Origin of the sequence: Olsenella sp. AGMB03486 (assembly GCF_040884255.1) — a bacterium.
Lineage (GTDB): Bacteria > Actinomycetota > Coriobacteriia > Coriobacteriales > Atopobiaceae > Olsenella_L > Olsenella_L kribbiana.
Map to the genome: position 1 here is coordinate 41,867 of NZ_JBEVTM010000002.1, position 22,487 is coordinate 64,353.

The 22,487-nt window shown below is 57.0% G+C and carries 17 protein-coding genes; all 17 read left to right on the forward strand.

Features of this window, described 5'->3' with window-relative positions; all coding sequences use genetic code 11:
- The first annotated feature begins 192 nt into the window (after positions 1–192).
- Positions 193–1,266, forward strand: a complete 1,074-nt coding sequence (locus ABVS03_RS01255) for a LuxR C-terminal-related transcriptional regulator (RefSeq protein ID WP_368017695.1) — start codon at positions 193–195, stop codon at positions 1,264–1,266.
- Positions 1,267–1,410: 144 nt separating this feature from the next.
- Positions 1,411–3,066: an SHIRT domain-containing protein gene (locus ABVS03_RS01260; RefSeq protein WP_368017696.1), complete on the forward strand. Its 1,656-nt coding sequence runs from the start codon at positions 1,411–1,413 to the stop codon at positions 3,064–3,066.
- 15 nt (positions 3,067–3,081) lie between these two features.
- The gene (locus tag ABVS03_RS01265) at positions 3,082–3,411 is read left to right on the forward strand and encodes a hypothetical protein (RefSeq protein ID WP_368017697.1); all 330 of its coding nucleotides are present in this window, start codon (positions 3,082–3,084) and stop codon (positions 3,409–3,411) included.
- A complete protein-coding gene (gene lepB / locus ABVS03_RS01270) occupies positions 3,404–3,952 on the forward strand; it encodes a signal peptidase I (protein WP_368017698.1) in 549 nt (182 codons plus the stop codon). Before ABVS03_RS01265 ends, lepB begins: the two co-directional genes overlap by 8 nt.
- A gap of 83 nt (positions 3,953–4,035) precedes the next feature.
- Positions 4,036–5,064: an FctA domain-containing protein gene (locus tag ABVS03_RS01275; protein ID WP_368017699.1), complete on the forward strand. Its 1,029-nt coding sequence runs from the start codon at positions 4,036–4,038 to the stop codon at positions 5,062–5,064.
- A gap of 46 nt (positions 5,065–5,110) precedes the next feature.
- On the forward strand, positions 5,111–5,875 hold the full coding sequence (gene srtB, locus ABVS03_RS01280; protein WP_368017700.1) for a class B sortase: 765 nt from the start codon (positions 5,111–5,113) through the stop codon (positions 5,873–5,875).
- 45 nt (positions 5,876–5,920) lie between these two features.
- A complete protein-coding gene (locus tag ABVS03_RS01285; RefSeq protein ID WP_368017701.1) occupies positions 5,921–6,934 on the forward strand; it encodes an FctA domain-containing protein in 1,014 nt (337 codons plus the stop codon).
- A gap of 235 nt (positions 6,935–7,169) precedes the next feature.
- Positions 7,170–8,579: a DHA2 family efflux MFS transporter permease subunit gene (locus ABVS03_RS01290; RefSeq protein ID WP_368017702.1), complete on the forward strand. Its 1,410-nt coding sequence runs from the start codon at positions 7,170–7,172 to the stop codon at positions 8,577–8,579.
- Positions 8,580–8,816: 237 nt separating this feature from the next.
- Positions 8,817–9,302, forward strand: a complete 486-nt coding sequence (locus ABVS03_RS01295) for a hypothetical protein (protein ID WP_368017703.1) — start codon at positions 8,817–8,819, stop codon at positions 9,300–9,302.
- A gap of 209 nt (positions 9,303–9,511) precedes the next feature.
- Positions 9,512–10,492, forward strand: coding sequence for a 3-hydroxyacyl-CoA dehydrogenase (locus tag ABVS03_RS01300; RefSeq protein WP_368017704.1), 981 nt, complete (start codon positions 9,512–9,514; stop codon positions 10,490–10,492).
- Positions 10,493–10,984: 492 nt separating this feature from the next.
- The gene (gene uxaC, locus ABVS03_RS01305; RefSeq protein WP_368017705.1) at positions 10,985–12,403 is read left to right on the forward strand and encodes a glucuronate isomerase; all 1,419 of its coding nucleotides are present in this window, start codon (positions 10,985–10,987) and stop codon (positions 12,401–12,403) included.
- A gap of 21 nt (positions 12,404–12,424) precedes the next feature.
- Positions 12,425–13,948 carry a tagaturonate reductase gene (locus ABVS03_RS01310; protein WP_368017706.1) on the forward strand — a complete coding sequence of 508 codons (1,524 nt, stop codon included), beginning with the start codon at positions 12,425–12,427 and terminating at the stop codon, positions 13,946–13,948.
- A gap of 9 nt (positions 13,949–13,957) precedes the next feature.
- On the forward strand, positions 13,958–15,442 hold the full coding sequence (locus ABVS03_RS01315) for a UxaA family hydrolase (protein ID WP_368017707.1): 1,485 nt from the start codon (positions 13,958–13,960) through the stop codon (positions 15,440–15,442).
- 70 nt (positions 15,443–15,512) lie between these two features.
- Positions 15,513–17,105 (forward strand): glycoside hydrolase family 28 protein, encoded by a 1,593-nt coding sequence (locus ABVS03_RS01320; RefSeq protein WP_368017708.1) that lies wholly within the window; start codon positions 15,513–15,515, stop codon positions 17,103–17,105.
- Positions 17,106–18,014: 909 nt separating this feature from the next.
- Positions 18,015–19,568 (forward strand): MFS transporter, encoded by a 1,554-nt coding sequence (locus tag ABVS03_RS01325; protein ID WP_330971259.1) that lies wholly within the window; start codon positions 18,015–18,017, stop codon positions 19,566–19,568.
- Positions 19,569–19,661: 93 nt separating this feature from the next.
- Positions 19,662–21,803 (forward strand): pectinesterase family protein, encoded by a 2,142-nt coding sequence (locus ABVS03_RS01330; RefSeq protein ID WP_368017709.1) that lies wholly within the window; start codon positions 19,662–19,664, stop codon positions 21,801–21,803.
- Entirely contained in the window at positions 21,803–22,462 is a 660-nt protein-coding gene (locus tag ABVS03_RS01335) for an SGNH/GDSL hydrolase family protein (protein WP_330971261.1), read from the forward strand. The genes ABVS03_RS01330 and ABVS03_RS01335 overlap by 1 nt, the downstream gene beginning before the upstream one ends.
- Positions 22,463–22,487 lie beyond the last annotated feature (25 nt).

Here is a 22,487-nt window from a genome sequence, read left to right on the forward strand (position 1 = left end):
ATAAAATTAGAGATACGCAAAAGCCTGTAATTGTGTCTGAAGTATGGATTAGAGCCTTCTGCAATTGTTGCGCAACAGATTGCTGAGAGCTCTGCATTACCTCTCTAAGGCAGACAGCGTATCTATCGGAACTCTATGCTGCGATGGCTGCAGCTTGAAGGCATCTGCAGAGCAGGACAGGAGGCATCGGCTGTGGAAGGAGACAGACTCTTTCCTCTGATATGCCTGGAGTATGAACCGGGCAGCATCGATGCGGCAGTCGATGCCCTGGATGATGCCCTCGCCCGCGATGTTGCCTCGATGGAGCTCAGGTATTACCGGGGAGACTGCCTCCGCTGTCAGGAAGAAGCGTTGGGCCTCGCTGCGAAAGACGATGCGGCTGTCCGGGCGACAGCAGCTGCCTATTGCGGATTTGCGCTCGAAGCTGCAGGAGATGCCAGTGGCGCTGCATTTTGGCTCAGGAAATGCATGGAGACGGGCATCCATGCCAGAGCAAGGCTTGAGGCAATGACGGGGGACAAGCGCTCTGCGAGTGCTGACGAGGCTGATATAGAAGAGCTCTATACCCTCCTTCTGGTAGGAGATCTCTGTGCTGGAGCGCTAGGCTGCCTGAAGGAACGCCAGGGCAAGTTCGACTATCTCTCAGCCAGGAGCCTCACGTCGCCTCTCCGCATGCTTGGCTGCATCGCTGCTGCAACAGGCGCTCTGAACGATGGAAGATATGCCTATTCCAGCGGCCTTCTCAAAGGCATCATCTCGACCAGCAGGATTCACTATCCGCTCCTTGTAGCAATAGCCCAGCTTGTCATCGCGATCGATCTTGTCATGCTCGGCGATGATGAAGCTGCCAAGAATGAGTTCATGGAGTCCTTCGAAGTGCTTCGGAAGGACAATCTCCTGCAGCCCATTGCTGGCATGTACCGTGGCCTCATGGGCCTTCCCGATGCCTGTCTCAGGAAGAGATATGGCCGGATACTGAAGGAGCTGCAGAGCAGGGCACAGACAGCAAGCTGTCTTGCAAGGGATGCAAACCCACGTATCGGAGAGCTTCCTTCAAGCCCGCTCTTGAAGCCTCAGGAATCCTCGTTCGTGCAGCTCGCTGCTCTTGGCAAGACAAATGACGAGATAGCTGCCTTCATGGGCGTCACGACCCATACGGTGAAATACCATCTCTCGAATGCCTACGCGAAGCTCAACATAGAGGGCCGCGCAGAGCTTGTGCCTGCGAGCAGCCAAGCACAGGTATCTCCTAAAAGATACCTGTAATACAGGCCTTTTACACAAAACTAGCCACATTCTGGCTACCTGCGGCTAAACGGTTCAGAAAACCCTTACGTACCATTAAGAACGTGAAACTGTATTGCGATAGCGGCGAAAGTCGCTTCCGCCGAAAGACGATCGAGGCTGCAGATGAAGAACATGCTTTCAGGAAAGCAAAACGCTCTGGCCAGGATGAAGAACGGGCTCGTGGCGCTGGCTTCCATGCTTGCGTTTGCGGTCTTGATGTTCATGCCGACGCAGGCGCTGGCGACGACGTATTCAGCTACCGTCACTCCGACAATGGAGAATGCTTCTGTCGGGTATGTCAGCTATCACGACGCGTCTGGTGCAGCCTCGGCGACAATTTCCGGGGTAACCGGGCCTTTTACCATCGATGAATTTGCAAAAACGGCTGATAGGTGGTGGGATCCTTCCTCTTATAACGGCTATCTCGTGTTCTTTGTTAAGCCAGCAGACAACTATCTTCTTACTGGCCTGGGTGCTAATGGCAATGGCGACATCTATTCCGTCAAAGCTACTGACTACGGAAACCTTAGAAACTATCCGGGAATCAACGATTTGGTCAAACAGGCTAGGGATGCTGGCTACGTAGGCTTCTTCGGATACTCGCGCACTCAATCCAATGCCAGCAACGTAAATGCGGAGTTCACAGTAAAGGGCGAGCAGCCAACGTTCGCTCTTGCCGCTTCGAGCAACAAGACTTCAGACGTCAAGCCAGGCGATGAACTGACCTTCACGCTGACGGCTACTCCTGCCACATCGGTCAACGGCAAGACACTTACGACTGAATCCGTGAAGTTGAACAGCGTCACGGTGAATGGCCAGACCATTACCAATGTTACGTTGACAAGGCAGGACGATGGCACCTATCAGGGAACGCTTCCTTATACAGCCACGGCTGAGGACTGCGCTTCGGGATCTGTCTCACTTTCTGCAGAGGCAGCCATTACCTATGGATATGCCCTCGGTGTCAAAGATACGACTGGTGTGACGGGCACCATCAATACCGAAGCAACGATTACGACCACTGCAAGCACAACTTGCAAGATTGCAGATAACTACGGCGTCTCATATACGTTCACAGGCGATGTGCCAAGCGGCGTGACGGCTCCGACTGATAGCAATCGCTATTACGAGGGCCAGTCCGTGACGGTTTTGGCTGCTGATCCGAAGACTGTCAGGAACAGCGAAGGATACTATACCTTCGATGGCTGGACACTGAACGGCACCTCCGTAAAAGAAGGGTCTACAGAGACTATTCCTGAGGGTGGCCTCATTTTTGTAGGACACTGGACAAAGCACACAAACCCGACGCTGACCATCACCAAGTCCGTCGCAGGGAATTTCGGCGACAAGACGCAGCAGTTCGGATTTACACTTAGCCTTACGGATGATTACGGCAATGCATACGCTGATGCATCTGCCATGGGCCTCACGAACGAGGGCAACGGTACCTATAGCTTCAGCTTGAGCGATGGCGATCATATCTCCATTGTCATTCCCTATGGCTATTCCTATCGCATCACGGAGAACGATCCTGATGCTGGTTCGACGGGTACTGCCAAATACACAACCACGATATCGGGTGCTGGTTCGACTTCGGGGCGTACCGCTACTGGCTCGAACCTTACTGCCAATGCATCGGTTACCTACACCAATACAAAGGATGTCACTCCAGATGTCGGCGTGAATCTCGGAAGCTCTGCGCCCTATGTGGCCGGCCTTCTTGCAATCGGAGTTGCAGCTTTTGGCTTCTTCAAGAATCGCATTCATGAGAGCAGGTAGGGCGGGTCTGAGTAGATGCCAAAACATATCAGTGATCAGAGCAAGCATCTCAAAGGTGCAGAGGCAGAGACCAGGAACCTGAGGGTCAAGGCTTCTTCCCAGGTGGTATCTGACGCGCTGACGGCTGAAGAGCAAGAAATCGTCAACTGGCTTAAGACCGTGAAGTTCAAGAAGGTTGGGATAGGTGGTGTGAGTGAAGAGGATGTCTGGAAGAAGATCTCAGAGCTCAACAGCCGATACGATGCCGCCTTAAGGGCTGAACGTGCTCGCTATGACGCACTGCTTGAGCGACAGCGACGTCAGAGTGCGGGAAACGGTTTTGGCTCCGGGAGACACTATGGCTAGATTTACCGAATCCGGAGGCCTTGCAGCAAAGATCATTGCGGGGCGACGCGATAAGGCCAGAACACGTGAAGGCTGGATTCATCTCGTACTCAATGTGGCAATTCTAGCTGCGGTGTTGCTTGTCGTCTTCAGCTTCGTTCTCTGTGTCTTCAGAGTGTCAGGCAATGAGATGTATCCGAAGATGCAGGACGGCGATCTTGTTCTTGCTTGGAGGCTCGCAGGCGGCTACACGAAGGATGACGTAGTTGTCTACACGCTTGATGGCGAGGAACGAGTAGGACGGGTTGTCGCTAAGGAAGGAGACATCGTTGACATCTCTGATGATGGAACGGTGTCTGTGGATGGAACGACGGAGAGCGATGCGCTCTATGTGACCGAGAAGGGAGATGCAGTTGAGTACCCTTACGCAGTACCCAAAGGCTATGTCTTCATTCTCGGTGACTACAGAACGCAGGCTGAGGATAGCAGGGATTTCGGTGCTGTATCAGTCCAGGATGTTCAGGGAACAGTGATTGGTCTTCTAAGAAGGCGGAACCTCTAGTTCCAGAAGTAGGTATCAAGCACGCAAGTGCTTCGAATACAAGAAGTATCAAAGAAGCGTTGTTTTCAACGGAAGGGGATCAAATGTACGCTAGGTTCTACAAGGGCATGACTGCTGTTGCAATCGCAGCAACCATGGCGCTGGGCGGTGCCGTGCCCGCACTGGCAACGACGTCATCAACTAACGGCAGCTTTGGCGTTACCTATAATCTGACCGGTCAAGGCAGCTCTCTTGCTGAAACGCTGACTTTTGAAGCTGCGGCTGAGAAGGTTACGGATGCCGCCGCAGGTGTGACGACCGCAAATATGCCGCTGATTACCATCGACAACGTAAATTTTGATGCTGGTGCACTTAACTCTACGACCTCCACGACGAGCAAGACCGCTGTAATTACGGTGCCGAAAACTTATACGAGCGTCGGCAAGTATTATTACACGGTTACTGTCGGACATAACACTCACAATGCTGGCGTTGCGTACAATGGCGATACGCTTGAGGTTGAGGTTCAGGTCACAAATGGCACGGATGGCAATCTTGTAGCCCAGGTTGCGTATGTCAAGGATGTAACCAATGCCAACAAGAAGCTCAGCGCTACCGATGGCATTGACTTTGCTTTCAAGACGGGTGATCTTTCAGTCAGCAAGACGGTTCAAGGCAACCTCGGCGACCTTAGCAAGTACTTTGCATTTGATGTTACTTTCACTGCGCCTGCAGGTCTTACGTATGGAACCTATACGATTGACGGCGGATCTGATGGATCAGGTAACCCTGCAACTGTTTCTCTTACCGCAGGAGAATCTACTAAAGTTACTGTTTATGCAAAGAGCGGTGATACGGTGAACCTCCAGGATCTCCCTGCCGGTGTTACCTATACAGTTTCCGAGCATGATTACTCTGCTGACGGATATACCTCGGAGCAGACCGCAACACCTGATGGCTCTATCACTGGTGGAGATACGGATGCTGCTGCTTGGACAAACACCAAGGGCCAGGATACTCCGGATACCGGTGTCTTCCTGAACAATGCTCCTTACATCGCAATCCTTGGTGGCGTTGGAGCTGCTGCCATCATCGTTATCAACCGTCGCCGTCACGCAAATGACGAGGACTAGTCTCTAGTCGCGACGAATAAGCACTGATTCCAGAAAGGAGGGTTCCATGTCATCTTCGAAGGCTTTGCACGCTTGCGAGCATGTCTTCAATTTTGTCGTGGCAATCCTCCTTCTGGGCGGTGCCCTCTTCGCTGGATATTCTCTCTGGGACAATCAGCAGGTTTACGCTAAGGCATCCGATGTTATGAACAATCTCTTAAGCATGCGTCCTCAGGAGGGTGGAGACAACGGCCCAACCTTTGATGAGCTTCGTGCCATCAATCCTGATGTCTGTGCCTGGATTACTCTCGAGGGGACCCAGATTGACTATCCTGTCGTGCAAGGCGAAGATGATCTCGAATATCTGAACAAAGACGTCTATGGCGATTTCGCTCTTTCGGGAAGCATCTTCCTTTCGAGCCTGTGTTCGAATGATTTCAGTGACGCCTATTCTCTTATCTACGGCCATCATATGGCCAATGACTTGATGTTCGGAGATCTTGACTTCTATAAAGATGATTCCTTCTTCGAGCAGCACAATACCGGTGTCCTTATGACTCCGGATACTACCTACGGTCTCCAGGTTTTTGCTGTGATGACCGTAAATGCATCTGACGACACGATCTTTTCGCCCACGTCCTGGAAGCATGACTGCTCCGGAGTTGTCTCTTACGCAGCTTCCAATGCCAGTTTGATTAATAGGGACGTAGCCGATGAGATCGGGGCTTCTGGAGAAAACGAGCGCATAGTGTCGCTCGCTACATGCTCGTCTGATAGCACAGAGGCACGTACGGTCGTACTGGCACGCATTGTTCCGTATACGGGTCAATAGGAGCAAGTGAGGTATAGCATGCGGAGACAGATTAGAAGACTGGCAATGGCTGTGATGGCAGGTGCCTTGCTGTTTGCTGGTCTCATTGCACATCCGGCATATGCTCTCCAAGGAGATACTGATTCGGTCACTATTCCTGTGAGTGTGACCACAACAGGACAGGGAATCCCTGGGGAGACGTATACCATCAAGGTCGAGGCGCTCGATGGCGCACCGGCTCCTGTTGAAGATACTGTTGCTCTCCAAGGTAGCGAACTCAAGGGCGATACCTATACCGGCTCCTTCGATATCTCCATGAAGGATGCCACGGTCGGTGTCTATACCTACAAGGTATCGCAGATTGCTCCTGAGGATTCAACGGGACGTGGCTCCTATGACACGACGGTCTACTACGTGCAGGTTACGTTCGAGCATCCAAATGGCGATATGTCCAAGACCGATGTGATTGCTGCTGTGCATATTGGTTCACTTGCGGGCGAGAAGACGGATGCTTGCGCCTTTACGAATGCTTATGCAAATCTTCCTGCAGGAAAGTCTGATCCTCCGGTATCGAAGCGCATTGCTGGAGATACCCCTGTAAACAAATCTACCTTCACCTTTGTATACGAGGCTATCGATGGTGCCCCCATGCCTGAGGGAGCAGTTGATGGAAAGATCGAAGCAACTATTGACGGCGAAGGTGAGGTCGAATTCGGCAACGCAGAGTACACGCAGGCTGGTGTCTATAACTACAGATGCTATGAAGTGAATGATGGCATTGATGGATATATCTATGACACGACGGTCTATACGGTACGGGTCGTTGTCACCGAGACGGTCAATGGTTTCAATGTTGAGCGTACTATCGTAAACGAAAAGGGTGACGTTGCTGACGGGCTTGACTTCACCAATACGTACAAGGCTGCAGCTGCAACGCCTGCTGTGACGAAAGCTGCGAACCCGGATACGTCCGATACGAACAATTGGCTCGCTGTTGGCGTAATTGCTGCACTTGGCGTTGCTCTTGTCTATGCATCTCGCAAGACTGCCAAGAGCGCAAAGGATAACGAACAGAAGTAGCCATCTTCCAAACAAGCTTCCTTGACCAAAACGGGCATCCTCTCGTGGGTGCCCGTTTTATCTTGCTCTTCTGAAACTGCACATGAACTGAATGAGATGTGGCGATTTCCGGATCAATCTTTCAGGTTCAGGAATGCCAAACAGATTCTCTCGGTACCGCCTTATCGTTCTAGACGATAGGTATTGGATGCATCGCCTTCTGGTTCCGATGCAGTCTCCATACGGGAGTTAATCTATGCAGAATGGCTCTGACCAAGGCTTCAAGCGCGTGCTTGATGCCCGACTTGTCCTTTCCATCGTTGCGGCTGGCATCATGTCCTTCTCGGGCGTCTGCGTCGAGACGGCCACGAACATCACGTTTCCTGAGCTCATGACCGAGTTCGGGATCGATACCTCGACCGTGCAGTGGATGACGACAGCGTATTTGCTTGTGCTTGCGGCTATCGTCCCGACGTCGTCGTTCCTCAACCGCCGCTTCCCGACGAAGCGCATCTTCGCAATCGCGATGCTCTTCTACATTGCAGGCATCGTGACCGGCTTTTCTGCCATCTCATTCCCGATGCTTCTCTTGGGACGCATCCTCGAAGGCATCGGTACCGGCATGGCCCTTCCTCTCATGTTCAACATTATCACCGAGCAGGCACCGCTCGACCATATGGGCGTCATGATGGGCATCGGCACGCTCGTCACTGCTATGGCTCCTGCCGTCGGTCCTTCTGTCGGCGGCTGGCTTGCTGAGAACTTCGGCTGGCGTGCCATCTTCGCAGCGCTTCTGCCGGTGCTTGCAGCTGCCTTCTTCCTCGGCATCTTCTCGATCCGTCAGAGCCATGAGGTTGTGAAGGAGCCCTTCGATGTGGCAGGCTGGATCCCTCTCGTGATCTCCTTCGGCTCCCTTGTCTTTGCAATCGACGGCGGCGGCACGAAGGGCTGGCTTGCACCTCAGACGCTTCTGCTCTTCGTGCTCTTTGCCGTGATGCTTGCCCTCTTCGTGCACCATGAGAAGGCCTGCGAGCGCCCGCTCATCCATCTCTCCGTCTTCTCCTCGAAGCAGTTCGATCTGGGCGTGCTTTCGCTCATCTGCCTCCAGTTCTGCGTCCTTGGCCTCTCGTTCCTGCTTCCGAACTATGCCCAGCTCGTTATGGGTGCCAAGCAGACAGAAGCCGGCACGACGCTTCTTCTCGGCTGCTTCGTCGGCGCCTGCATTGCCCCGTTCTCGGGACAGCTGCTCGATCGTCTCGGTGCAAGGAAGCCTATCGTCTTTGGCGCCTCCTCGGCCCTCATCTCCTGCGTGCTCTTCGCCCTGCTGAGCGACCATATGCCGACGATGGAAGCAAGCATCGTCTACATCCTCTATGCCTTGGGACAGAGCTCTATGGTGGGCAACACGATGACGGTATCTTTGAAGGCGCTGCCGAAGGAGACGAAGGCTGACGGCAATGCCGTGATCAACACGCTCCAGCAGCTCTCGGGTGCTGTGGGTACCTCCGTCGTCACCGCTCTTGTCAACGCTGCCCAGATAGGGGCAAGCGACATGGCGCTTGCCACAATGGCAGGAAGCAGGACCGCCTACACGCTCCTCGCCTGCATCATGATCGTCCCGCTTCTCTCCATGATCTGGGTCACGGGGCACCAGACGGAAGCGTAAGGCAAGACAGAGCAAGCTTCATCGGCGTGCGACACAGGAGAGGTCCTCTGCCGCACGCTCTGCTCGAGAAGCGATGCATCTGCCATGCAGCCCTGCTGGCACATCCACAGAGCGGCATGCGGCTTAGAGCCGTATCAGGACTCGGGATTGATGCGATCGGCAGAACTCTTTTCCGTATGCAGGGAGGCTCCGATGCAGCAGGTCGATCTCGCCTGTTCCAACTGCCTGTAACGGGTCGTGCCCCACGGTGACGGCACGTATAGCACGCCCGAATACTGCGGATCGGTCTTCATGCTTGATGCTGGCACAGCCGTCGCTGCAAAGGAGACGAGGAAGAAAGAGCCTCCTGCGAAGAAGAAGGCGCCCTCTGAGGGAGGTCTCAAGCGACTCTTCCAGAGCTTCTATGAGGGCCTCGACAATGAGGACCGGATGGAGCTTGAGAAAGACCTCTGCTTCGCGGGGTTCCTCCAGACGCGCAAGAAGAAGGAAGCGCAGGCACGCCAGCACTTCTTCAGGGGAGAAGACAGCGCGCAGCCCATCTATCTTGTTCTCGATACGACGATGTTCGGCTCCGGCAAGAAGGGCCTTGCTGTCACGGACCAGGGCATCTTCTACAACGATGATGGAGACAATGACGGAAAGAGGGAGTGCGCAGGCGAAGTTCAGGCGCTCGAGCGGACGCATCGAGATCAATGGCAGAGACCCCTGCTTCATCGCAGATGAGGGTCCGGCATGCATCCTTATGGCGTGCATGCAGAGGTTCCAGGGATAGGGCTTTCATCTCATGCTCTGCTGCGGCGAGGGGGCCGATACGTGCCCCTCGCCGCTTTCCTTTGGATGGCGGCTTTGCGGGTCCCGTATACTCGAGATTGGTATGAACGAATGGCTGCCCCTGCGAGGGCATACGACCTGACAATGACAGGAGGATCCACATGGCAGAAATCAAGAATGTCGTGGTTGCCGGAGGCGGTGTCCTGGGCTCGCAGATTGCTTTCCAGTGCGCCTATACGGGACACAACGTGACCATCTGGCTCAGGAGCGAGGGTTCCATCGGGCGCTGCCAGCCGAAGCTCGATGCCCTGCATAAGAGCTACCACGAGGCTATCGAGGGAATGAAGACGGCCAAGAGCGCGGCAGACCCTGCCTGGTGCCCGGGCATCGCAGACTTCGACAGCTTCGACCCCGAGGCATGTGCAAAGCGCGTCGATGAGGCCTATGAGTCGCTTTCGCTCGAGCTCGATCTCGGCAAGGCCGTGGCCGATGCCGACCTCGTGATCGAGTCCATGGCAGAGGTCGCAGACCAGAAGGCTGCCTTCTTCAAGAAGCTTGCGCCCCTCATGCCCGCAAAGACGATTGTCGTCACGAACTCCTCGAGCCTTCTGCCGTCCCAGTTCACGAAGGACGTGGGACGCCCTGACCGCTACCTTGCCCTCCACTTCGCCAATACGATCTGGAAGCACAATGTCTGCGAGGTCATGGTCCAGGAGAAGACGAGCGCCGAGTCCTTCGATGCGGTCTTCGACTTCGCGAAGTCCATCCGCATGATTCCGCTTCCGGTGAACAAGGAGAAGGCAGGCTACCTCCTGAACTCCATGCTCATCCCCTGGATGCTTTCGGGCCTGGACCTTCTGGCCAATGGCATCTCCGACCCTGCTTCCATCGACCTTGCCTGGACGTCTGGCACAGGCGCTCCGAAGGGCCCCTTCCAGGTCTTCGATACCGTCGGCCTCACGACGGCCTACAACATCGTCGAGCAGTACCAGAAGGTGCCGGGCATCGCGACCCCGCTCCTGAAGAAGATGATGCTTCCCTACAACTTCAAGGGCATGGAGAAGGTGCTCAAGAGCTACATCGACGCCGGAAAGCTCGGCATGGCGGCAGGAGAGGGCTTCTACAAGTATCCGAAGGACTAGTCGGCATACCTATATATGAGAGCGTCTTGGGCGGCCTTCCGCAGGGAAGGCCGCCCTGCTGCTATCTGGTGGCATTCTTGGTGCGTGCAGACATGCTAGTTTTCTGATTGGTCAGAGATGCTCCCGAAAGCATGGCTCTGAAGGGCGCAGAGCACGGAATTTTTGGCCTTGGTGTCTGAGACGGGCATCCGGATCCCTATCAGATGGCCTGTGACCTGCAAAGACTCTTTCTCGTGGGAACGTTAGCAGTGTGTCGGGATTGTGGTTGGGGTAACGTTCACCGAATTGTGAACGGTTCTCGTCCAGCTTTCGTGAAATTTCACTTGCGTGGGCTCTTGAAAAAGTAATACGCTCTTCACAGCTTGAAACTAACATGCTAGATTAAGGCATGGGACAGGGTGTCATTCGGTGTGCGCACCAGGAAGGGCACATATCGGATGGCGCTTCCCACCCTGTCTTGTGTCCGGGATGTCCAAAGAAGGGATACAGCCGATGAAGAACTTTATGGACGACAAGGACTTCCTGCTCTCCACCCCTACGGGCGAGCAGCTCTTCCATGACTATGCAGAGAACATGCCTATTCTCGACTATCACTGCCACATCTCCCCGAAGGAGATCTGGGAGGACAAGTCCTTCTCTTCCATCACGGAGGTCTGGCTCGGCGGCGACCACTACAAGTGGCGCCTGATGCGCGCCAACGGCGTGGACGAGCGCTACATCACCGGCGATGCACCGGCCCGCGAGAAGTTCCAGAAGTGGGCAGAGACGCTTTCGCGCTGCATCGGCAACCCGGTCTTCGAGTGGAGCCACCTCGAGCTCAAGCGCTTCTTCGGCTATGAGGGCGTCCTCAACGGTGACACCGCAGAGGAAGTCTGGCAGCTTGCGAACAGGAAGCTCGCCACGCCCGAGTTCTCCTGCAGGAACCTCATCCGTCGCTCCAATGTGCGCCTGATCTGCACGACGGACGACCCCGCCGACTCCCTCGAGTGGCACAAGAAGATCGCTGCTGACGATTCCTTCGATGTCCAGGTCATCCCGGCCATGCGTCCTGACAAGGCTCTTGGTATCGAGAAGGAGGGCTTCGGTGCCTATGTGAAGAAGCTCTCTGAGGTTGCCGGCATGGAGATCAACTCCTTCAACGACTTCGAGCGTGCCCTGTCTTCACGCTTCGACTTCTTCAACGAGATGGGCTGCCGCGCTTCCGACCATGCACTCGACTACGTCGTCGATGTGCCGGCAACGGACGCAGAGCTCGAGGACATCTTCCAGGCCCGCGTCGAGGGCAAGCAGGTCTCTGAGGAGGACATCCTCAAGTACAAGACCGCATTCATGAAGTTCGCTGCTGCCGAGTATGTGCGCCTTGGCTGGGCCATGCAGATCCACTTCGGCTGCAAGCGCGACAACAACCAGACGATGTTTGCGAAGCTCGGCCCTGACACCGGCTATGACTGCATCAGGAATGGCCAGAAGGCAGCAGACCTTGCAGACTTCCTGAACGATGTGAACGAGACCTCCGGCCTCCCGAAGACGATCCTCTACAGCCTCGACCCGAACGACACGACCATGATCGATACGGTCATGCAGTGCTTCCAGGAGGCCCCGTGCGCAGGCAAGCTCCAGAACGGCTCTGCCTGGTGGTTCAATGACTGCGAGACCGGCATGAGGGCACAGATGACGACACTGGCAAACGAGGGCGTTCTTGGCAACTTCATCGGCATGCTCACGGACTCCAGGAGCTTCCTGTCCTATCCCCGTCACGAGTACTTCCGCCGCGTTCTCTGCGGCCTTCTCGGCGAGTGGGTCGAGCAGGGCAAGTATCCGAACGACCCGAAGATGCTGGCAAAGATTGTCCGCGACATCAGCTACAACAACGCTGTCCGCTACTTCGGCTTCGATCTCGACGAGCAGTAAGAGATAGGGAGATTCGTTCCAATGGAAAAGCTCAGCTACAAGACGCTCCAGGATATGGGCTACAAGGGCTATCTCGTGCCAAAGGGTGCTCCTGAGAAGGTGCTCCAGTTCGGCGAGGGCAATTTCCTCCGCTCGTTCGTGGACCGCTACTTCGACTATGCAAACGAGAAGACGGGCTGGAATGGCAAGATCTGCATCCTGCAGCCGATTGACGATGCTGCCCATGACTATGGCTTCATCAAGGGTCTGAACGCACAGGACTGCCTCTACACCGTCCTCGAGCGCGGCAAGCTTGACGGCAAGACCTACGACGATGCAAGGCTCGTGAGCTCGGTTTCCCGCTGCCTCAACCCGTTCAGGGCAGAAGACCTCGAGGAGCTCAAGAAGGTCGCCACCTCTGACGACCTCGAGCTCGTCGTCTCCAACACGACCGAGGCTGGCATTGCCTACGATCCGACCTGCAAGGCAGAAGACGCCTGGCCCTCGAGCTTCCCAGCGAAGCTTGCCAAGACCCTGCGCTTCCGCTTCGATGCCGGCAAGGGCGGCCTTACCATCCTTTCCTGCGAGCTTATCGACCACAATGGCGCAGAGCTCGAGAAGATCGTGAAGCGCTACGCTTCCGACTGGGGCTGGGAGAAGGAATTCACCGAGTGGCTCGACAAAGAGTGCCTCTTCTGCACGACGCTTGTCGATACCATCGTTCCGGGCCGCATCCGCGACCCCAAGGAGGCAGCAAAGGTCGCAGAGCGCCTCGGCTACGAGGATCCGTTCCTCGCGGTCCGCGAGCCGTTCCAGATGTGGGGCATCGAGGGCGACGACAAGCTTGCTGCTAAGCTGCCGTTCATCCAGTCGAAGGAGCCGGGTGTCTTTGTCACCCCGGATGTGACCCCGTACAAGAAGCGCAAGGTCCGCATCCTCAATGGTGCACACACGGGCTTTGTCCCGGGTGCCTGGCTTGCCGGGTTCAATATCGTCCGTGACTGCATGCACGATGACACGATCCGTGGCTTCATGAACACGATGCTTGAAACCGAGGTCATCCCGACGCTCTCGAAGGAGCTTGACCGTGCCGACCTCGAGGCATTCGCTGCGGCTGTCGAGAACCGCTTCGACAACCCCTTCATCGATCACCAGCTGCTCTCGATCTGCCTGAACTCCACGTCCAAGTGGCGTGCCCGCGACCTGCCGTCCCTTCTTGACTATGTCGAGCAGGAAGGCAAGCTCCCGAAGTGCCTCACGATGAGCCTTGCTGCGCTCATGGCATTCTATACGACGGGCGCCGAGGGCCTTGCAGACGATGGCCTGCACCTCAAGCGTGCTGACGGCACCGAGTATGTCGCCCAGGATGATGCTTCCGCTCTTGCCTTCTTCGCAGAGCGCAAGGATGCCTCCACGGAGAAGCTCGTCGACGATGTCCTTGCCAACACCGACATGTGGGGTCAGGACCTGCATGAGGTGAAGGGCCTTCGTGACGCCGTCGTCGCAGACCTCGGTCTCATCCGCCGCGAGGGCACGAAGGCTGCCTTCGCAAGCTGCCTGAAGTAGGTATACGTTATGGCACCTATCGTACATATCAATCCGGAAGACAACGTCGTCGTGGCGCTCCGTCCCCTCAAGAAAGGGGAGACCTTCTCCTTCGAGGGCAGGGAAGTCACGGCCACAGAGGACATCCCGCAGGGCCACAAGATGGCCGTGGCAGAGCTCGGCGTAGGCTCCACGGTCGTGAAGTATGGCCAGGCTATCGGGCACGTGACGGCAGACGTCCATCCTGGCCAGTGGATCCATACCCACAACATGAAGACGAACCTTTCGGGCGAGGTGGAATACACCTACGAGCCGACGCATCCTGAGCTGGCTCCAGTTGAGCCCCAGACCTTCATGGGCTACCGCACGAAGGATGGCCGCGCCGCCACAAGGAATGAGATCTGGATCATCCCGACTGTGGGATGCGTCAATGGCATCGCGCAGACGCTCGAAGCGCAGTGCCAGGACCTCGTCCAGGGTACGGTAGAAGGCATACATGCCTTCACGCATCCTTTCGGCTGCTCCCAGACGGGAGCGGACCACGAGCAGACGAAGAAGCTGCTCGTCGCACTTTCACGCCACCCCAATGCAGCCGGTGTGCTGTTCCTTTCCCTGGGGTGCGAAAACTGCACGCACCAGCAGATACTGGATGAGCTGGGGGAGTACGACCCCCAGCGCGTGCGTTTCCTCACCTGTCAGGACGTCGAGGATGAGCTGGCCTCGGGCCGTGCCATCATCGAGGAGCTTGCCGAGCTGATTTCCCATAACAGAAGAGTTCCCATTCCTGTGTCCGAGCTCGTTGTCGGCATGAAGTGCGGCGGCTCTGATGGCCTCTCCGGCATCACGGCAAACCCGACGATCGGCCGCGTGAGCGACATGGTCGTGGCCCAGGGCGGCACGTCCGTCCTGACCGAGGTGCCCGAGATGTTCGGCGCCGAGAGCTTCCTTCTGGGACGCTGCGTCTCGAAGGAGGTCTTCGATGCAGCCGCTGGCATGCTCAATGGCTTCAAGGACTACTTCCTGAGACATCATGAGGTCGTCTACGACAACCCGAGCCCGGGCAACAAGCAGGGTGGCATCACGACGCTTGAGGACAAGAGCTGCGGCTGCGTCCAGAAGGGCGGCAAGGCCCCTATCGTCGATGTCCTGAAGTACGCCGACCAGGTGAAGAAGCAGGGCCTCAACCTCCTCTGCGCTCCTGGCAACGATATGGTCTCTTCGACCGCGCTTGCTGCTGCCGGCTGCCACGTGATCATGTTCTCGACCGGACGCGGCACGCCCTTCGGCGCTCCTGTGCCGACCATCAAGGTCTTCACGAACACGGCGCTCTCGAAGAGGAAGCCCAACTGGATGGACTTCAATGCTGGCGTGATTGCTGACGGCGATGCCACGATCGACGAGGCAGCGAAAGACCTCTTCGACCTCGTGCTCAAGGTTTCCTCGGGCGAGAAGACCTCGACTGAGCGCAGGAACTGCCACGAGATCAGCATCTGGAAAGACGGCGTCGTCCTCTAGGACGAACGCTTCAATGGGGCCCCTGGATACCTTTTTGTCCAGGGGTCCTCTCTATCGGGGAGGGATAGGCATGGATATCAAGACAGTCTGGCGCTGTGCCCGTGCTGCCGTGATCGAGCTCGATGACGGCGGGCTCTATGACACGTTCTTCAGCTGGGAAGTCTATGTGAATGGCCAGCGCCAGGGCACGACGAAGAAGGTCGAGACCTATGTGGATGGCCTCGTCCCAGGCCAGCGCAATGTCGTGAAGTTCGTGAACGGCGACGAGGTCTACGAGGCAGGCGTCACGACACCCCAGGAGTCTGCAACGATCGACGTGCGCGACTGCGGTGCCAAGGGTGACGGCAAGCACGACGATACCGTGAACATCCAGGCAGCGATCATGGCATGCCCGAAGGATGGCCGCGTGCTCGTGCCGGCAGGCAAATACCTCGTGAAGTCGCTCTTCCTGAAGTCCGGGTGCTCGATCGAGCTCCAGGAAGGCTCACAGATTCTTGCCCGCCACGACCGCGACCAGCTTGCCTATATCCCAGGCACGCTCAAGGGCACAGAGGGCCTCGGCAAGGATGCGACGGACCTCTTCCCGCTGGGACGCTGGGAAGGCGAGTCCATCTCGACCTACTGCTCGCTCTTCACGGGCCTCTCTGTACATGATGTCAACATCTATGGCCGCGGCACGATCGATGGCCAGACGGACTTCGCCGATGACAACTGGTGGCACAACGTGAAGGACCTCTACCGTCCGGAAGAGGGAAGAGACATCGCCCGTCCGCGCATGGTCTTCCTCTCCGAGTGCTCCCATGTGTCTCTTGCCGGCATCACGGTCCAGAACTCGCCTGCCTGGAACATCCATCCGGTCCTGTGCGACCACTTCGATGCCCTGTGCCTCAAGATCTGCGGTCCCAAGAACTCCCACAACACGGATGGCATGGATCCTGAGTCCTGCTCCTTCGTGCGTATCCTCGGCTGCGAGTTCTCGGTCGGCGACGACTGCATCGCCATCAAGTCCGGCAAGCTCGGCATCGACAGGCCGCTTCGTCCTGCCACGCACGACATGCTCGTGGCCCACTGCCTCATGCATGATGGACACGGCGCGGTCGTCTTGGGTTCTGAGGCGGCAGGCGGCATCAAGGACCTTGTGGTCCGTGACTGCGACTTCCGCCGTACGGACAGGGGCCTGCGCATCAAGACGCGCCGCGGACGTGGCAATGACGCCGTGAACGAGGGCATCCTCTTCGAGAACATCCACATGGACCATGTGCTGACGCCCTTTGTCGTCAATGCCTTCTACTTCTGCGACAAGGATGGCAAGACAGACTATGTGCAGTCTAGAAAGCCGCTTCCGGTCGATGAGCGCACCCCGGGCTTCGGCATGCTCGAGTTCCGCGACATCGTGGCAGAGAACTGCCAGGTGGCTGCTGCCTGGATCACGGGCCTTCCTGAGCGCAAGATCTCCGAGCTCGTCTTCGACGATGTGAAGATCTCCTTCGACCCGGATGCCGAGCCAGGCGTGCCGGCCATGGCATCAGGCGTGGAAGCAATGGCACGTAAGGGCATCATTGCCCAGAACGTCGAGAGGCTTGTCCTGCGCTCCGTCACGATGGAGGGCCAGGACGGCGACGAGCTGGTGCTCGACAATGTCGACGAGGTTGTCCACCTCTAGCTTCCTTCCGGCAGCCTGCTCCTTTGCATATCGGCTGCCATTCCATAGAGCTTCTCTGCACCATCCCACCCAGCAGAAGAGAGCGTACACACGAGGCGCCAGATGCCTTCGGGCATCCAGCGCCTCTTTGCTGTCGCACTATAGAGGCTCAGAAAAGCCTGATGGCCGTCCTGCGCTGTTTTGGGCACAAGAAGATATGACGCGTATCCTCTATGGATCAGAAGGGTGCCAGGCAATATGCCTGACGAACTTTCTCTGTCCGTACGATTGGCATCGGAAAAGCTCGGCCACGAACCATGCGGTGAGAGCCTCTATGCTCGAGGCGTCGCTGTAGCTCATGATGGGGCAGCATATAGAGCGAAAGCCCCGGAAGGTCACTCATGCAAAAGATCATGATACCCCGGGGTTGCTTTTTGTCCGCGGCACCCAGCGCTCGGCGTCAGCTCGCGTCTCCAGCTATTGGCCATCTCCGGACGTCTCTTCTGGCCTGATGCTGCATGGGCGGTCCGCAGGGAAACCAGTTTGCATCGATCTCTGGAAGCCAGGTCTGCGAAATTCAGAGTTGAAGACTGGCATATCAGAGAAATGCATACTTCTGCATAGACTGGCCGAAGAGTGTACGTTCACCCTGAAAAAGTAACCGTTCACCCGAACCTGAACGAAAAATAACTGACATGCCAGTGTAAGGGCTATGCAACGTGCTATAACTATTCGCGTCAGATAAACCTGTTTAGAGACGGCGAAATCGCAAAGAAGACAGGAAATGTGGCATGCCAGATGGTATTAAGGAACAGCAAACAAAGTTCCACACATTTTTTCTGAATCTTCGGCGCAGGGGAGCAGTTGCAGGTGCATCTGGAATGCACGCAGCCTATGGGGGATGGGACCCTTTGAGAGGAGTGAGACGGCGTGTCAAAGATAGGTAAGAAGCGCAAGATAAACTTCTGGACAAGGCTCGGTTTCGGTATGGGAGGCATGGCCAACTCTGGTGCTCTGACCTTCACGCACAGCTACATGGTCATGTTCCTGTCCACGCAGTGCGGCCTGTCTGCAACGGAAGCAGCACTCATTGCTTCTGCGGCCATCTACATCAATGCCTTCCTCTGCCCGATCATGGGATTTGTGGCAGACAACTTCTATGCCACGAAGGTCGGCCGCAAGTTCGGACGCAGGCGCTTCTGGATCCTGCTTGCCATTCCTATGATGCTTGCTGAGCCGTTCATCTTCCTCGTCACGCCGTTCGGCTTCGGCTACTACTTCGTGCTCTACATGATCTACAACATCGCCTACGCCTTCGTGACGACGAACCTCGTGCCGCTCACGATCGAGATGACGGACGACTACAAGGAGCGCAGCCTCCTTACCGGCTATAAGCACATCTTCGGCAATGTCTCCGGCTTCGTTATGGCTCTTCTCGTCGGCATCGGCTTTGGCTTCTTCGGCGAGGACAATGCATCGTCCTACTTCATCATCGCTACGACGAACTCCCTCATCATGGTCGCCTCCCTCATCGCCGTCTACTGCTCCACGTGGGAGCGCTCGCCTGAGGAAGTTGCCCAGGAGAAGATCGACAATGCCTGGGAAGCCATCAAGAAGCTCTTCATCGATGTCTTCTCCACGTTCCGCAACCGTTCGTTCCGCCGTGTTCTTTCTGTCTATCTGACCATGAAGTTCGCAGCAGCCTGCTGGTCTGCCTGCCTCTCCTTCTTCATCGTCTACTCTCTCGGCATCGCAAAGTCCTACGAGTCCGTGATGGAGATGCCGGGCAAGATCGTCGCAATCGTCTGCACGGCTGTCTGGGTTGCCTGGATGGCAAAGAAGGGCTTCCACACGCCTTGGTACGTGTCCACGATCGGCGCTGCCGCCTGCATCATTGCCTTCAACTTCTTCGCCTTTGGCCGCATCAACGGCGCGTTCGATGTCACGACCGCTATGATTGCCTACCCGATCATCTTCGCAATCTGGAAGTTCTTCTACGTCGGATTCCAGTATCTGCCTGATGTGCCTATGAACTATGTCCCTGATGTCGATGAGCTCATCACGCTCCGCCGCCGTGAGGGTGTCTACTCTGCAGCACAGCAGTTCGTCCAGCAGATTGCTTCCGCTCTTGCTGCAACGCTCTGGTCTGTCGCCCTTGCCATGTCCGGATTCATCTCCTCGACCGGCAACAGCGCCCAGGTCCAGCAGCCTGCTTCCGTGCCTATCACGATCTGCACCTACATGCTCATCGGCTGCGCCGGCTTCTTCATCCTTTCCTGCATCCTCGGCTCCCGTATCCACGTCGACAAGACCGAGTGCGACATGCTCTGCGCTGAGGTCAAGCGTGTCCGTGAGGGCGGCAAGATGGAGGATGTCAAGCCTGAGGTCAAGAAGGTCTGCGAGGATCTCTCCGGCTTCCCGTATGAGAAGTGCTTCGCCCACAACAACGTCGGCTACCAGGAAGACATCAAGGCAGCTGACTAGGGTCTCAAGAGCATCTTTGAGCTTGTGGGATCCACACCGCGCGCCATGAGCCCCAGAGCTCATGGCGCGCTTCTTTCAGAGGAGGGATATGCGATGGAGGCAAGAGTCGCAGAGGTTGCTGCCGACGGCACTGGTGCGTACTCCCGCATCCAGGATGCACTCGATGCACTGGGTGAGCTTGCACCTGATGAGACACAGGAGTGCATCATCCATATAGCCCCTGGCACCTACGAGGAGACGGTCGAGATCCGCCGTCCCCATGTGACGCTTCTGGGCGAGTGTGCAGACCAGGTCAAGATCAGGGGCACCCATGGCGCCTTCGAGGAGATGCCGGATGGCACCAAGAGGGGAACCTTTCGTACCTATGTCGTCTTAGTCGATGCTCCTGACTGCCGCTTCGAGAACCTGACGATCGAGAATGCGGCAGGGGATGGACGTGAGGTCGGCCAGGCGCTTGCGTTCTATGCAGACGGCGACCGCCTCGTCGTGGATTCCTGCCGCCTTCTGGGACATCAGGACACCGTCTTCCTGGGACCTCTTCCTCCGACCGAGGTGAAGCCCGGCGGCTTCCGTGGCCCCAAGGAGCACGCACCGAGGATGCCGACGAGGCAGTATTGGCGCCGATGCTACATCGAGGGCGATGTCGACTTCATCTTCGGCGGTGCCACAGCCTTCTTCGAGAGCTGCGAGCTCCATTCGCTCAGCCGCGATATGGACGTGAATGGCTACGTGACGGCAGCCTCGACGCCTGAAGAGATGCCCTATGGCTTCGTCTTCCATGGGTGCTCGTTCACAGGGGAGTGCGCTGAGAACACGGTCTATCTCGGCCGCCCCTGGCGCGAATATGCCAAGACGGCGCTTGTCGACTGCTGGCTCGGTCCCCATATCAGACGTGATGGCTTCTGGGACTGGAACAAGGAAAAGGCACGGGAGTGCGCAGAGTATAGGGGAGCGCTCCTTTCGGGACCTGGGGCCACAACCGATGAATGGGTGCCCTTTGCCTCGACCATCCAGGAAGATCAGCTCGTCAGGTATAGCCGCGAGAAGGTGCTGGCAGGAGAAGACGGGTGGGACCCTGAAGGCGGCGGCATAGCAGACACCGAGACCTCGAAGCTCTCGGAAAATGGCAGGACCGTCCATACGGATACGTACTGCGCAGACGACGAAGCATTCGCGAAGCGCTTCGACCGCGAGGCACGGCAGTGCAGGTTTGTAGGCCAGACGGCGGAGGACTTCCTTGCCTGGCAAAAGGTCGCCAGGCAGAAGCTCGCGGAGGCCCTCAAGCTCGATGCTATCGAGAAGGTGGAGCCTCGTGCCCGTCTTGTCGGGGCCGCATCGGTGCCGGGCCATATCGAGCGCAGGAAGTATCTCCTCGAGGTCGAGCCTGATGTCTGGATGCCTGTCTATGTGCTGATGCCGGATGCGCCTTTGCGTGACGAGGAGGGACGCAGCTACACGTTCATCTGTCCGCATGGACACCAGGGGGCAGGAGCGGCGAGCGTCGCTGGCATCCTGGGCGTCCCTGCAGTCGATGAGGCGATTCGCCGCTTCAATTACGACTATGGCCTCCGCTTGGCCAGGCACGGCTATGTGGCCATCTGCCCTGAGGCAAGAGGCTGGGGAGAGCGCAGGAGCTGGAAGGGCCAGGGAGATACGGTTGACGCCTATGTGCGTGGCACCTGCTTGAACGAAGCACGGATGGCAGAGCCTTTAGGTCTCACGCTGCTGGGCCTTCTGGTATCCGATCTTCAGCGCCTCATCGACTGGATAGAGGCAGAGCCTGAGCTTTCGGCCAAGCATCTGGGATGCGTCGGCTTCTCCGGCGGCGGCATGCAGACGCTCTATCTTGCGGCTTTGGATGAGCGCGTGAAGTGTGCCTTCATCTCGGGCTACCTCTACGGCGTGAAGGATGCGCTCCTGCATCTCAATGGCAACTGCTCCTGCAACTATGTGCCGGACCTCTGGAAGCTCTTCGATATGGGAGATGTCGCCTCGCTCATTGCGGCGCGTCCGCTCCTTGTCCAGAGCGCAGACCATGACCACCTGATGGGGCCAAGGGGCCTTGCCAATGTCTTCGAGCAGACCGATATCGTGTGGCGTGCCTATGAGCTTCTGGGGAAGGAAGACCGCTTCAAGCACGAGGTGATACCAGGCGAGCACCATCTCGGCGTCCTCAGCTTTGCGGATGATATCGCATGGCTTCTCGCTGCCAGCACGGAAAGGAATGATGGCTGATGAGCCTTGAAGGAAAGACGATCGCCTGCTTCGGCGATTCCACGACCTGGGGAGACAACGGAACGGGGAAGGGCGGTCCTGCCATCTCCTGGACCTCGCATATGGCAGAGCTCACGGGCGCTGCCAAGGTCCTGAACTTCGGCGTCAAGGGCTCACGCATCGCCGTCAAGGCCGACCGCGATGACTCGTTTGTCGAGCGCTTTGGTGAGTATGACATGGCATCAGATGTGATCTGCCTCTTCGGCGGCGTCAACGACTTCTGCCGCAATGTGCCGGTGGGTGCGCCGGAAGACAAAGATGTCCATACGTTCTATGGGGCGCTCACCTGGCTTGTGGAGCAGATTGCAGAGAAGTACCCTGAGTCCATCCTTGTCGGCATGACCCCGTGCAAGACGGCAGGCGTTCCCAGGAAGGGCCTTCCTGCCTACAACGCGGCAAACGATCTGGGGTTCGTGGAAGAGGACTACGCGGATGCCTTCCTCGATGTGATGCACCGCTTCGGCGTACCCACGATCGACCTCTTCCGTGAGAGCACGATCTCGCCGCTTCTGCCAGCTCATCGCGAGCGCTACATGCCGGATGGCCTGCACTACTCGCCCGCAGGATATGAGCGCCTTGCCAGAAGGATTGCAGCAGGACTTGCCGCTATCGTCGGATAGGATAATTGTGCCGGCCAGATGCCGG